The organism is Sphingopyxis alaskensis RB2256, from assembly GCF_000013985.1.
GTDB lineage: Bacteria > Pseudomonadota > Alphaproteobacteria > Sphingomonadales > Sphingomonadaceae > Sphingopyxis > Sphingopyxis alaskensis.
In genome coordinates this window covers 83,759-96,703 of record NC_008048.1, presented here as the reverse complement: position 1 = coordinate 96,703, position 12,945 = coordinate 83,759, and the positions used below count along the sequence as shown (strand labels likewise).

15 protein-coding genes are annotated in these 12,945 nt (G+C 61.9%); 9 read left to right on the top strand and 6 right to left on the bottom strand.

Annotation, left to right across the window (positions count from 1 at the left end):
• Nucleotides 1–17 precede the first annotated feature (17 nt).
• Both SALA_RS00485 and SALA_RS00480 read right to left on the bottom strand, forming a co-directional pair.
• Nucleotides 18–863, bottom strand: a complete 846-nt coding sequence (locus SALA_RS00485; RefSeq protein WP_011540431.1) for an NAD(P)H-binding protein — start codon at nucleotides 861–863, stop codon at nucleotides 18–20.
• Nucleotides 856–1,311, bottom strand: a complete 456-nt coding sequence (locus tag SALA_RS00480) for a nuclear transport factor 2 family protein (RefSeq protein ID WP_237700902.1) — start codon at nucleotides 1,309–1,311, stop codon at nucleotides 856–858. The genes SALA_RS00485 and SALA_RS00480 overlap by 8 nt, the downstream gene beginning before the upstream one ends.
• Before the next feature lie 59 nt (nucleotides 1,312–1,370).
• Here SALA_RS00480 and SALA_RS00475 point away from each other — a divergent pair, with 59 nt between their 5' ends.
• Nucleotides 1,371–1,997 carry a TetR/AcrR family transcriptional regulator gene (locus tag SALA_RS00475; protein WP_003044933.1) on the top strand — a complete coding sequence of 209 codons (627 nt, stop codon included), beginning with the start codon at nucleotides 1,371–1,373 and terminating at the stop codon, nucleotides 1,995–1,997.
• Between the two features lie 43 nt (nucleotides 1,998–2,040).
• Here SALA_RS00475 and SALA_RS00470 read toward each other — a convergent pair whose 3' ends face one another.
• Together SALA_RS00470 and rpiA are read right to left on the bottom strand one after the other, a co-directional pair.
• Nucleotides 2,041–2,535 (bottom strand): MarR family winged helix-turn-helix transcriptional regulator, encoded by a 495-nt coding sequence (locus SALA_RS00470; protein WP_231292901.1) that lies wholly within the window; start codon nucleotides 2,533–2,535, stop codon nucleotides 2,041–2,043.
• A gap of 324 nt (nucleotides 2,536–2,859) precedes the next feature.
• Nucleotides 2,860–3,546: a ribose-5-phosphate isomerase RpiA gene (gene rpiA / locus SALA_RS00465; RefSeq protein ID WP_003044927.1), complete on the bottom strand. Its 687-nt coding sequence runs from the start codon at nucleotides 3,544–3,546 to the stop codon at nucleotides 2,860–2,862.
• Between the two features lie 470 nt (nucleotides 3,547–4,016).
• Here rpiA and SALA_RS00460 point away from each other — a divergent pair, with 470 nt between their 5' ends.
• Complete coding sequence (locus SALA_RS00460) at nucleotides 4,017–4,952, top strand: VPGUxxT family thioredoxin-like (seleno)protein, type 2 (RefSeq protein WP_011540428.1); 936 nt, start codon at nucleotides 4,017–4,019, stop codon at nucleotides 4,950–4,952.
• Nucleotides 4,953–4,954: 2 nt separating this feature from the next.
• Entirely contained in the window at nucleotides 4,955–5,746 is a 792-nt protein-coding gene (locus SALA_RS00455; RefSeq protein WP_011540427.1) for a SirB1 family protein, read from the top strand.
• A 552-nt stretch (nucleotides 5,747–6,298) separates the two neighbouring features.
• On the opposite strand, the gene bdcA is transcribed toward SALA_RS00455, so the two are convergent.
• Nucleotides 6,299–7,012: an SDR family oxidoreductase gene (gene bdcA, locus SALA_RS00440; RefSeq protein WP_003044917.1), complete on the bottom strand. Its 714-nt coding sequence runs from the start codon at nucleotides 7,010–7,012 to the stop codon at nucleotides 6,299–6,301.
• Nucleotides 7,013–7,148: 136 nt separating this feature from the next.
• Here bdcA and SALA_RS00435 point away from each other — a divergent pair, with 136 nt between their 5' ends.
• The 6 genes from SALA_RS00435 (at nucleotide 7,149) to SALA_RS00410 (ending at nucleotide 11,901) form a co-directional block, all read left to right on the top strand.
• On the top strand, nucleotides 7,149–7,679 hold the full coding sequence (locus tag SALA_RS00435) for a TetR/AcrR family transcriptional regulator (protein WP_003044907.1): 531 nt from the start codon (nucleotides 7,149–7,151) through the stop codon (nucleotides 7,677–7,679).
• Nucleotides 7,680–7,968: 289 nt separating this feature from the next.
• The gene (locus tag SALA_RS00430) at nucleotides 7,969–8,853 is read left to right on the top strand and encodes a LysR substrate-binding domain-containing protein (RefSeq protein WP_237700901.1); all 885 of its coding nucleotides are present in this window, start codon (nucleotides 7,969–7,971) and stop codon (nucleotides 8,851–8,853) included.
• A gap of 133 nt (nucleotides 8,854–8,986) precedes the next feature.
• Nucleotides 8,987–9,796, top strand: coding sequence for an SDR family NAD(P)-dependent oxidoreductase (locus SALA_RS00425; RefSeq protein WP_011540423.1), 810 nt, complete (start codon nucleotides 8,987–8,989; stop codon nucleotides 9,794–9,796).
• A 34-nt stretch (nucleotides 9,797–9,830) separates the two neighbouring features.
• Nucleotides 9,831–11,177, top strand: coding sequence for an epoxide hydrolase family protein (locus tag SALA_RS00420; protein ID WP_011540422.1), 1,347 nt, complete (start codon nucleotides 9,831–9,833; stop codon nucleotides 11,175–11,177).
• A gap of 35 nt (nucleotides 11,178–11,212) precedes the next feature.
• Entirely contained in the window at nucleotides 11,213–11,629 is a 417-nt protein-coding gene (locus SALA_RS00415; RefSeq protein ID WP_011540421.1) for an organic hydroperoxide resistance protein, read from the top strand.
• A 50-nt stretch (nucleotides 11,630–11,679) separates the two neighbouring features.
• The gene (locus SALA_RS00410; protein WP_011540420.1) at nucleotides 11,680–11,901 is read left to right on the top strand and encodes a DUF2798 domain-containing protein; all 222 of its coding nucleotides are present in this window, start codon (nucleotides 11,680–11,682) and stop codon (nucleotides 11,899–11,901) included.
• A gap of 105 nt (nucleotides 11,902–12,006) precedes the next feature.
• On the opposite strand, the gene SALA_RS00405 is transcribed toward SALA_RS00410, so the two are convergent.
• Nucleotides 12,007–12,858, bottom strand: coding sequence for an SDR family oxidoreductase (locus SALA_RS00405; RefSeq protein ID WP_011540419.1), 852 nt, complete (start codon nucleotides 12,856–12,858; stop codon nucleotides 12,007–12,009).
• Between the last annotated feature and the right edge of the window lie 87 nt (nucleotides 12,859–12,945).

Here is a 12,945-nt window from a genome sequence, read left to right as displayed (position 1 = left end):
TAGCGGACGGGTCACCGTCAGCCTGATTGGCGCCCCTGATATGCCTCTCTGTGAGCGGCGAGGAAGGCGGTCAGCTTGGTTGGCATGCGTCCCGTTATTTGCTCGACCTCTGTTGTGGTCCTGTCCTCCGACCCATATGAGATCGCGTCGTCCATGCGCGCGAGCGTGTCCGCATATCCCTCAGGAATGCCGAACCCGGCGTAGCGGCGTGCAAGCTGCTCCACCGATAACCGGCAGTGGTGGACGGGGCGCTGGGCCACGGCGGTGATTCGGTCCGCAACCTCGTCATATGAGAGAGCTTCAGGACCGGTCAGGATCCTTTCTCCTGACCCGAAAACTGGATCCACCAAGGCTTCGACTGCGACCGCCGCTATGTCGGCTGCGTCGATGAACGGGATACGCCCATGCTTCGTCGCCGAGTAGATGCAACCCTCGTTGATGATCGACGGGAGATGCTGCGTAACGAAGTTCTGCATAAACCAGCTCGGGCGCAGTATCGTCCAGCGAGGCGCGTTGGCGTTGAGCCACCCATGAACCTCACCCATCATCGGCCCGCCCTCGTCGATAGACGATGCGCTCAGCAGCACCAGCTGGGCCACTCCTTGTGCCACGGCCTGTTCCAGCAGCGGGCGCATGACGGTCAGGTGGTCCGTTCGGTCGGTAGGAGCGACCAAGTAGATCGCGTCCACACCGTCGAGCGCGGTACGGTGGGAGGCAACGTCGCCCCACTCGAAGCGAACCTGCTCCGGCATCGTGGCGTTGCGGGTTGCGATGCGGGGTTCGACACCGCGTGCCGTAAGCTGCTGCGCAACCAGCGCGCCCGTCTTGCCCGTGCCCCCAGTCACCAAGACCCGATCAACCATGGTCTGACGCTCCGCCGACAAGGGCATCGACAACCGCGCTGCCGCGAAGCGCGCGCAGCGCCACCAGCGGGTTCCAGTAATCGCGATAGTGCATAATCCGCCCGGCGTCCGTCCGGATCACGGATATGTAGCGTTGGTCATAGGATTCCCCGGTCGCAACGCCGCTTCCGAAGCCTTCGAACTCGACAATGGTAACATCGGGGTCGGTCGTGGCGTGAATGGTCGGCTCACCCATGCGGTCGAAGGCTATCATGTCACCAAGGCTTTCAAGGTGACGCGCGATAGCAGCCTTTCCAACCAACCGGGTCGGAAGGCCTGGCGGCGAATAAGGAAATTCCATCACCCCATTTTCAGCCACCATGTCGAGAAAGGTGGCAGCATCGGGAGCGAGACGATCACCCAATGCCTTTCGAAGCATCGCTGAAAAGCTTTCCACACTGTCTGTCATGAACTAATCCCAATCGGTTGGAACGGTAGCGTTCCGCTGAGATATATAGGAAGGCATCGATGGAACACAAGCGTTCCGACGGAAATCCGAAAGCAGCCCGTGTTCTCAGCGGAGCAGCGGTCATGCGTGCTGACGTAACGAATGCACTGACGCGCAGCTTCTTCGAAGAATGGGCAAGGACTGGCTATGCGGGTCTGAGCCTCGAACGGGTGGCGCGAACTGCAGGGGTCGGCAAGGCTGCGCTTTACCGCCGCTGGCCGGACAAGGTGTCGATGGCCAGCGATTTGCTGTCGCATGTCGGGTTGACGATGACCGATGTGGAAGAGCACGGCTCGCTGGAGGCTGATCTGCAAGCGGTGCTCCTCGCCATCCGCCGCGTTCTGAGGCATCCCAAGGTGCGACGGATTCTGACCGACCTTCATGGCGAGATCGAGCGGACGCCGGCATTGGAAATGGCGATCCGGCCTTTCCAGCGCGCACGGCGCGAGCGGATCAATGGCCTGATTAATCGGGCGATCAAACGCCGGGAAGTGTCGCCCTTGGTGGACCGTGAGATGGCGGCCGACCTCATCGCAGCCCCGTTATACTGGCGGATCGCGGTATTGGGGGGACGATCGGATCGCGCCTACATCAAGCGGCTTGCCCTCGTCACGGGCGCCGCGCTTCGCGCAAGCGCGCCTTCGTAATTTGCCTTCCAGATCGGCCCATCACGTCCGCAAATTGCGAGCCCTACCCGTCGCCACTTTTCCCGCGTTCCACCCCCCGTTCGTGCAATTCGGCGTCGATGGGGCAGTTGGTGCAGCCTTCATAGCAGCACAGGCGGCAGATGCGGTAGGAATGCTCCAGGTTTTCCAGGCGATCGCGCAGGACGCGTTCAGCCATGTCGCATAGGATTTTCAGTTCGTCGGGCTTCAGGATCGATAATCCTTCGGCAATCACCTCGTCGCGCGAAGCAAGAACCTCGTCGCTCGCAATCTTTCCGGTTGGAGTGAGGTAGAGGGCCCGCGTGCGCCCATCTGACGAATGCTCCCTGCGTTCGATCAATCCCTCGGTAGCCAATCGATCCACCAGGCGAACCGTCCCTGCATGGGAAAGGCCTACCCCGACCGCAAGCATGCGGATCGAGAGCCCGGGCTGGTGCGCGAGTAGCGCCAGCGCTGAGGCGGCGGGGCCAGCTTCCGGTGCCCGCGATGAACTAGCGCGAACGATGTCGTCGCTGATCATCAGTGCGAACGCCCCAAATATATTGCGGTCTCGAGGTCCATCCATCGGCGCGTCTATATGTGCGCGGGGCATAGACAGCAAGTCATAGACTAGCCTCCTTTTATCCGCGCGTCCGGCGAGGAAATCTCGGTTTTAAAAGGGTTTTGATTCCACCGACTGATAGCGCGCGCCAAAAAAATCACTTCCATCTTATCAAGGCGCCGGGCTGGATTGATACCTTGGGGCTATGGCGCGCGACGAACGGGTTAAAAAAATGCCCGAGGTCGCGGCTAAGAATGTGTCAGCGCCGCCATCGACGCCGCGCAGGTGATGATATGCAAGACCTCAAGCTTCACCCCGGTGTCGCACCTCCACCATGTCACCGCGCGCAATCATGATTGTATCGATTTCATCCAAGAACAGTCCATGCTCCAGGACGCCCGGGATTGTGGTGATCGCGGCGGCGATCTCGCGCGGCCTTGGTATCTCATCCAAAGCTGCGTCCAGGATGTAATTGCCCTGGTCCGTGAGGAAGGGCGTCCCACCCGCTTCGCGAACAGTAACACGGGCTCCGAGTGCGGACAGGCGTGCACGAACAAACTCGGTGGCGAAAGGAACCACCTCCACGGGCAGAGGGAATTTGCCGAGCTGCGCAACAAGCTTGCTGGAATCGGCGATGATGATCACGCGCGTGGATGCGGACTCGGTGATTTTCTCGCGAAGCAGGGCGCCGCCTCCCCCTTTGATGGCTTGGAAGCGGTCATCGATTTCATCGGCGCCGTCGATCGTCAGGTCGACAGCGCTAAGCTGTTGAAAGGGAACAAGCGGCACCGCAAGACGGAGAGCTAGAGCTTCGGTCGCTTGGGATGTGGCGACCGCGGTGATGCGAAGGCCGTGCTTGATGCGCTCGCTGAGGCTTTTCACGGCATAAGCGGCGGTGCTTCCGGTCCCTAACCCGACAAGCATGCCATCGCGAACCTCATCGACTGCTCTCACCGCCGCGATCGATTTCTCAGCGACGAAGTTGGACATGGAGCGAGACCCCTCCTTTCTGGCCGAGCGGCCAGCCTTAATACCTGCGGAATGCAGTCGCGCGAACAAGGTTTGACGCTTCCAACTCGGTAGGCCGTTACCACTTCCTCTCTAAATTGTCGCGCTGCCGCCCATGAGGTGCACGGATACGTATATGAATGGCGCATATATCTGTTTTGCGTTTTATGCCTTCGATCTCACCGTCTGACGTTCCGCGCCCATGTTCAACTGCGCCGCGCGGACGCAGGGCGCAGATGCAGGACTGATTCTGCAAAGCAAGGGAAGACGCGAACAGTTATGTGCATCCGTGCGACCCAAATGGAGGGCTCTTCAACCAAAACTGGAACCGAAAATCGATGCAATTGGAACTTAGCCTTTTCGGATTACGACACGATTGAGCCGGCTCTGGAATCACTTCGCGATAGCCCCGCTCGCATTGTATTGCGAACCGCCCTCACTAGATTAGACCCATGCAACAAAATCTAGTTTCCTTGCGCGAGCATCGCGAGCTCGGCGACGTCGCCTGGCTGCGCGATCTGGACGCCGGTCTCGCGGTCGCAGCCGAGCAGAGAAAACCGGTTCTGCTGCTCTTTCAGGAGGTGCCGGGCTGCTCGACGTGCGTGCGTTTCGGGCAGGATGTACTGACCCATCCCTTGATGGTGGAACTTATCGCAGATCGGTTCGTGCCCGTGGCCATCTTCAACAACCGCCCGGGGGCGGACGCCGAGATCCTGCGCCGCTTCGACGAGCCATCATGGAATAATCCCGTGGTGCGGTTTCTCGGGCCCGATGGCGCCGAGTTGCTGCCCAAGCTCGCCGATCGTTATGATGCGCCGGCTCTGCACCAAAAGATCGTCGCCGTGCTGGAATTGCTCGGCGGCGACGTTCCTGGCTACTTCCGCCTGTTGGGGCGCGACCTGCTGATCGAAAATGGCCTCAGCAAATCGGCGACCTACACGACGCCGTGCTTCTGGTCGGGCGAAACGAGCCTCGCGCAGCATCCGGCGGTCATCACGACCGACGCTGGCTGGATCGATGGCGAGGAAGTGGTGCAGGTCCATTTCGATCCCCGCGCGGCGGCGCGTTCCGAACTCGATGCTTATGCCCACGAGGAGGGATTTGGCGCGATCGACAGTGGCGGGTTCGCGCTTGACGGTGAACCGCAATTCTATCTGCGCAAAAATGCGGCGCGCCATCTGCCGCTGACGCCGGCTCAGCGCACGCAGATCAACCTCGCTATACCCTATCGCACACCGCTCGCGGACTTTCTCAGCCCGCAACAATGCGCGTGGCTAGCCAATCCGCGGCTAGAAGCACCGGGCGAGAATGAAGCCTATCGCAAGGACATTCGCGAAAGCCGGCCCGTGCTGGCGCAGCGGCTTGGTTTGGTCGAAAAGGAGACATGATCATGGATATTGCTGCCATCGGCCTCATCGAAGACGAAGATATCCTGCTCGACCTGGCATCGCTCGCTCTCAGCCAACTCGATCATGAAAATGCGGACATCGCCCATTATCTCGACATGCTCGAAGATATTGAGGACCGGGTGTGCGCTGAAGGCCGAAGCGCGTTCCTTCCGGAAGAACGGGCCGCGGCGCTTTCGCGCGTTCTGCACGGCGAACTGGGGTTCGTTGGCGACGATGAAACTTATGATGCACCCGTCAACGCGGACTTCATCAGGGTGCTGGACCGAAAGCGCGGCCTGCCGATTGCACTGTCGATCCTCTATGTCGCCATGGCCCGCCGGACGGGCTGGAGCGCCTATGTGCTCAATCTCCCCGGCAAGGTGCTTGTCCAGCTGGGCGAGAAGAATCCGGTGGTGCTCGATCCGTTTGCCGGAGGCGCTGTGCTGTCAGCGGGACAAGTTGCAGCGGTGTACCGTGCGAGTCTAGGCCAGGAAGGCGGCGCCGCCGCACTCAGCGCCGTGCGGATGAGCAATCGCGATGTGCTGGCCCGGCTGCTGAACAATCAGGGAATCCGCGCAGAGCAGGAAAAGGATCATCAGCGGGGTCTCGCAATTTATCAGCGGATAACCAGGGTCGCACCGAGGCGCCTCGAGGCCTGGCAAAATCTGGCGCGTCTGCAGTTGCAATCCCGCGATGTCGAGGGCGCCAAGGCAAGCCTGTTCGCCATGTCGGAAGTTGCACCTGACAGGCGGACTCGTGACCGGATCATGGAAGCATTTGAAGCCCTGACCTAGACGAGGCCTGACACATCACATGTCGCTGCGCGCCGTTGCGCTCCTCTCCGGGGAGTCGACGTCGATGGCGATGTCCTTGGCTTCGAAGGGCGTCCCTACAAGCGGTGCGGCCTCGATAAAGACATGCCGCGAAATGTCGCAGGGCTGCTCCCCGAAAGGCGGCTCGACCGCGCCGATCGCGCGAAAACGACTGACCACCCGCCGCCGGCATCAAAAAACCATGTTGAAGCCATAGAGGTGGAGAGCGAGCGTCACCCAGACAAACGTGACCCCAGCGAGGACCAGCAAAGTCGCGCCGAGCTTCACAGTCCATCGGCGCTTGTCCCTGATACTCAGCAAGAGATGCCAGAATGCTGTCGCGAGCAAGTAGCGGCAGATCCGCTCTTTCGTGTAGATTCGCGTATAGAGCACTTATTCCGCCCACATGGCATTGAACCGCTGGATGGACATATCTGCTGACCGTAAGTCAGGGCTTGCTCACGGCCAAATCTTGCCATTTAAGGCGCGACCGTCGGCAAAGGGGGCGGTCTTGCGACCGTCCCCTGCTCCACCTCAGGCACCAAATGCGCCGTCGATCGTGTGCATGGCGCCAGTGACAAAACCCGCTTCGGGGCCAGCCAGCCAAGCAACCATGCCAGCGACCTCTTCGGGCCGCCCGTGGCGCTTGATCGCCATGAAGCTGTGCATCAGCTCGCGCATCGGTCCGTCCTCGGGGTTGGCGTCGGTATCGATCGGGCCGGGCTGCACGATATTGATCGTGATTCCGCGCGGTCCGAAATCCCGGGCCAGTCCGCGCGCCATGCCCTGCAGCGCCGATTTGCTCAGTGCATAGGAGGCCATGCCGGGGAGAGGCATGCGGTCGCCGTTTACCGAACCGATCACGATGATGCGGCCGCCGTCGGGCATCTGCCGCGCGGCCTCGACCGACGCATGATAGGGGGCGGTGACGTTGACGCGGATCAGCCGGTCGACGTCGTCGGGATCGAGGTCGAGCGCGTCGCCGAACAGCGCGAAGCCGGCGTTGACGACCAGTATGTCGAGCGGGCCGCTCTCGCGCACGCGTGCAATCACTGCGTCGCGGTCGCCGCTGTCGGTCGCTACCGCGCTGGTGCCGGTTTCGGTCGCCAGCTGCTCGGCCGCCTCGCGCGATCCGTTGTAGGTGAAGACGACCTTGGCGCCGTCGGACGCAAAACGGCGGACGATCGCCGCGCCGATTCCGCGGCTGCCGCCGAGGACCAGAACGGATTTTCCTTGAAAGTTGGACATCGGGAGACTCCTTGCTTATTAATGTATCGTCCACTACATAATATCGCGAAAGCCATCGTCAAGGCATTTTGTAATGGTTACTACAAATAGATCCCGCACGCGTGGCCGTCCACGTAAGTTCGATCCCGAGGCAGCGGTGGCGACTGCGCAGCAACTTTTCCATGAACGCGGTTATGACGCCGTCAGCGTCGCCGATGTCACCGACGCGCTCGGCATCAATCCGCCAAGCTTTTACGCCGCTTTCGGCAGCAAAGCCGGACTTTACCAGCGCGTGCTCGATTATTGGACGGACACCGAAGCGATTCCGCTCGCGGACATTCTGCGTCCCGACGTCCCCGTCGCCGATGCCGTTGCGGCTATGCTGGAGGAGGCCGCGCGTCGCTATGCGTTCAACCCGGCGGCAGGCGGGTGCCTTGTACTCGAAGGCACGCGTTGCAACGACGACGATGCGCGCGAAGCCGCTCGCGCGCTCAACCTCGGTGCGGAAACGTTCATCCATGACTATATCGCGGCGCGCCATCCGGAGGCGGCCGATCAAGTGACCGATTTTGTCGCCACGACGATGTCCGGGCTTTCGGCAAAGGCGCGAAGCGGACACGACCTATCGCGCCTCCTCGCTACAGCGCGGCTTGCAGGCAGCGTTCTCACGCAGGTGCTGCCGGCTTGATAGCAGCATGATCAGAAGGTGGTGAATAACCGGCCGATTAGAGCTAGCACGATTGACCGAAGATGCCCCTGATGCGCCCTGTGGACAGTACTGGCCGATTTCGGACGGTCCGCTTCTGGAAGCAAATCGGGAGAAGCAGACGTAGAATAAGCCGCACAGCGAAAGGGCGGACATGCCATTCGGGCGCGTGTCAACTTGGCGCCGCGCATGAAGCTATGTTGACCTCCCGAAGTCGGCTATTCCCCTCTGCTCGGAGCGGGAGAAGGAGCAGATGGATCGGCTGGACGCCATGCGGGTCTTATTGGCGGTCGTCGATGCCGGCAGCCTGTCAGCCGGAAGCCGCGCGCTTGGATCTCCTTTGCCCAGCGTCAGTCGTAAGGTTGCCGAACTCGAGCGCTACCTTGGAACCAATCTGCTCGTCAGGACGAGCCGCAACATTCAGTTGACCGACGCGGGCCGCGACTATGTCGAAGCGGCGCGGCGTATCATCGCCGACCTAGAAGAAACCGAACGCCGGGCATCTGGGGAATATCAAACGCCCCGCGGAGAGTTGTCGATCACAATGCCGATCGAATTCGGCGTGCGGCACGTCATCCCGATCGCGCTCGCCTTCATCGACGAATATCCCGAAGTCACACTGAATCTCATTACCTCCGACCGGCTCGTCCACATGGTCGACGAGCATGTCGACGTCGCGATCCGCCTCGGCCATTTGCCCGACAGCGCGCTCTTTGCGGTCAAGGCTGGCGAGTTTCGCCTGATCGCCTGTGCCAGCCCTGCCTATCTGGACCGGCGCGGAGCGCCGACCAGCCCGCGCGAACTTTCCGGGCATGACGGGATCATGTTCGGACCGCTGCCGATGTTCTGGGGCTACCGCATCGATGGCGAGGATGTGATGTGCACGCCGCGTCCGCGGGTCTCAGTCAACAGCGCGGCAGGAAATCTTGCGGCGGTGCTGAGCGGCGTGGGCGTCGCGCGGCTCTTCGACTATCAGGTGTCGGAGCATCTTCAGTCGGGCGCGCTCGTGCGCATTCTTCCTGATGCCGATGGCGAGCCGCGCCCCGTTCATATCGTTTACCCGCGCCAAGGTCTCCTGCCGCTCAAGGTCCGCGCCTTCATCGACTGGGCCTCGCCGCGCCTGCGCGCATCGTGCACCGGACTGGACTGCGGCTGACCGCGATGCCGAGAATGAGAGGCTTGCTCTCGCTTTCCCTTTCTACCGCCATTCTCCCCACCCTCTAAATCGCTCTGGTCGCCCCGATCAAACCGGTCGGTCGGCATCCCAACCTTCTTCGAAAGGAAGAGCGATGAACGAAGCAAAGGGCACTGCCCTCATCACTGGCGGCTCCACCGGAATCGGTGCGATCTATGCCGACCGCCTGGCGCGCCAAGGATATGATCTGATCCTGGTTGCGCGCAACGCCGCAAAGCTGGATCAGGTCGCCGCAACCATTCGCACAGCCACCGGTCGCAATGTCGACACCGTGCCCGCCGACCTCTCCAATCCCGGCGAGCTGCGCCTGATCGAAGCGCGCCTCATCAACGATCGCCGCATCACGATGCTGGTCAACAATGCGGGTATCGGCGCGCCGGTCCCGACGTGGCAGGCCGACATCGATCAGATGGAATCAATGATCGACATCAATGCGACCGCGCTCGCCCGGCTGACCTATGCCGTCGCCCAGCGTTTTGCTGCAGCCGGCAACGGCACGATCATCAACATCGCATCGACCGTCGCGATCGCCCCCGAGTTCATGCTCAACGGCGTCTACGGCGCGACCAAGGCCTTCGTCGTGGCGCTCACGGCTTCGCTGCACGCCGAGCTCGCCGACAAGGGCGTCCGCGTCCAGGTTGTCCTGCCCGGCGCGACGGCGACCGAATTCTGGGACCTGTCGGGTGTGCCGCTGTCCGGCGTCCCCGCCGAGATCGTGATGTCGGCCGACGCCATGGTCGACGCGGCGCTCGCCGGTCTCGAACTTGGCGAGACCGTCACCATTCCCGCGCTCCCCGATGCCGCTGAGTGGACCGCGTTCGAAGCGGCCCGGACCGCGATGCTCCCCAATCTGTCGCTGACCAACCCGGCCGATCGATATCGGGCCGTTGCCGCCGCCGCTTGAACGCCCTCGACCAGTCCGAAACAGGAGAAAGACTATGTCCCCCGCCAAATCAATTTCGCTCCGCCGCCTGCTGTCCACCGCCATTTCTGTCGCGGCGCTCGGCATGACCCTCCAGTCCAGCCCGAGCTTCGCCAGCAGCGCTGGCCCGTCCACCGCTATCACGGTCTCGGCCGCTGCGGCGGTCGCCGCACCGCAAGACGAGTCCATCCGCCCGTTTCATGTGAGCATCCCCGAAGAGGCGCTCACGGATCTTCGCCGCCGTCTCGCCGAGACGCGCTGGCCCGATCGCGAAAAGGTTTCGGACGCATCGCAGGGTGTGCAACTCGACCGTCTCGAACCCCTCGTCCGTTATTGGGGCACTGACTATGACTGGCGCAAGGGCGAAGCCCGCCTCAACGCCGTGCCGCAGTTCATCACCACCATCGACGGTCTCGACATCCAGTTCATCCACATCCGCTCGAAGCATAAGGGTGCGATGCCGCTGCTCATGACGCACGGCTGGCCCGGCTCACCGTTCGAGCTGCTGAAAACCGTCGGACCGCTTACCGATCCGACCGCGCACGGCGGGAAGGCCGAAGACGCCTTCGACCTGATCATGCCGACCTATCCGGGTTATGGGTTTTCCGGCAAGCCGAACGAGGCATGGGATCCGGCCCGGGTGGCGCGCGCCTGGGATGTGCTGATGAAGCGTCTCGGCTACAAGAATTATGTGTCGCAGGGCGGCGATTGGGGCGCGATCATTTCGCAGGTGCTGGCCGTGCAGGCACCCGAAGGATTGCTTGGCATCCATACCAATATGCCGGGCACCGTTCCGCCGGGCGTTCTCAAGCTCGTCCGCGCCAAGCAACCGGCTCCGGACAGCTATTCTCCCGAAGAGAAGATCGCCTACGCCGGTCTCGAGACCTTCTACGGCAAGGGCTTCGGCTATGCCGAAATGATGAACACGCGCCCGCAGACGCTCGGCTACGGCCTGTCGGACTCTCCGGTCGGGCTTGCAGCTTTCCTCTACGAGAAGATCGCGACCTGGACGGATAGCGGTGGCAATCCCGAAAGCGTGCTGACGCGCGACGAGATACTCGACAACATCACCCTTTACTGGCTGACCAACACCGGAACCTCGTCATCGCGCAGCTATTGGGATGCCGCGCAGGGCCCGGGCGGTCCGTTCAACGCGATCGAGATCAGCAAGGTGCCGGTCGCGGTGACCGTCTTCCCCGGCGAGATCTATCGCGCGCCGCGCAGCTGGGGCGAAAAGAGCTTCAAGAAGCTCATCTACTGGAACGAGGTCGACAAGGGCGGTCATTTCGCCGCCTGGGAACAGCCCGAGCTGTTCGCTGCCGAGATCCGCGCCGCCTTCCGCCCCTTGCGCGAGAAGAAGTGAACGACTGACGACCCCCTCATCAAAGGAACAAGATCATGAGCAAGCCCGACAAGATCCTCTACACCGCCAAGACCCACACCACCGGAGGCCGCGATGGCAAATCGACCAGCTCGGACGGAAGGCTCGACGTCAAGCTTTCCAGTCCCGGCGGGCCGGGCGGCGGGACCAACCCCGAACAATTGTTCGCCGCTGGCTGGTCGGCGTGTTTCGAGGGCGCAATGGGCCTTGCCGCCAAGAAGCTGGACGTCAAACTCCCAGCCGATCTCGCGATCGATGCCGAGGTTGATCTGGGAATGACCGGCGATGCCTATCTGCTTCAGGCGCGCCTCAATATCAGCTTGCCCGGCGTCGACAAGGAAACGGCTCGCGCGATCGTCGATATGGCGCACCAGACCTGTCCCTATTCGAAAGCGACGCGCGGCAACATCAATGTCGAGATCAACCTCGTCTGATCGCCTGCCATTCGTGAGCCGTCACCGGCGTCCCATCCAGGAGCAAGAAAATGAACACTCAACTGAAACGAAAGATTGCGTTCGCGCTCCTGATGGGCGTCGTGACGACGGGAATTATCTCCTTTTCGCTACTCGCCATCAACTTCGGCTTCCCAACGGATTTCGTCGCGAAATGGCTTCGATCCTGGGCCGTCGCCTACGCCATCGTCATACCAGCCATTCTCCTGATCAGCCCCCGCCTGCAGGCTCAGGTGGACCGCGTCATCCACTGAACCCGCAGGCAGGCGGCGCTCGATCGCACCGAGATGCTCGAAGTTCGGCAGTAGTCTGGCCCACCGTTGCAGAACCGCGCCAAGCTTGCATGATCTCCGAGCCGGTCAGGCCGACAGGAGCCTTTCTTCCACGGTGGCCGAGCGGCTCAGCTTTTCCCAATGCAGATCAGAAGCGCGCCTCGCGTCGCCTGAACCAATGCCCATTTCGAACGAGTCTGCGCCGGCAAGAATTCGGGAGGGTGGATCGTCCAGTGCAGCCACTTGAAGGATCATCGCTGCCACGCCGTCGGGATCGCGCAAGATGTTGTTGTACTCGGGCGATTGCATCATCCCGATCGTCGTCCCGACGGTCGCCTCATAGGCCGGGCCGAACGGCGAGACCTGCAGCGAGCCGGCTTCGGCAAAGCGCGTGCGCATCGCACCGGGTTCGACCGCCGTGACCTGGATACCGAGGGGGCCGACTTCCAGCGCGAGCGTTTCGGCAAGCGCCGAGACCGCGGCCTTGGACGCATAATAGACGCCGGCCCCTGCGGTGGCGATACGTGCCCCGATGGAAGAGACAAGCAGGATGCGACCGCGCGCCCGTGCCCGCATCGTCGGGAGCACCGCCCGGGTCAGATTGACCGCGCCAAGGAAATTGGTCGACAGCTGTGCCTCGATGAGTTCGAGCGGCATATCTTCGATCGACCCGACGCCCGAAAAGCCGGCATTGTTGATCAAGACATCGAGGCGTCCGAACTTATCAACAGCTTGCCGGACAGCGTCGCGCGCACCCTCGGCATCTGTGACATCGAGCCTCACGGCCAGCAATTGCCCGGAATAGCGCGCGGCCAGGTCTTCAAGAACTGCGGGGTTACGGGCCGTCGCAACGACATTGTGGCCTTGCGCGAGCGCGGCCTCCACTATCGAGCGGCCGAGTCCGACCGAGCTGCCGGTCACGAAATATGTTTCTGTCATGATGATTCCTTTGGAAGCGGGGAGCGCGCCAACATAGGAACAGCGATAAGGTTTGACAATGACTGAGTAGTCAGTCATTTATAGTGA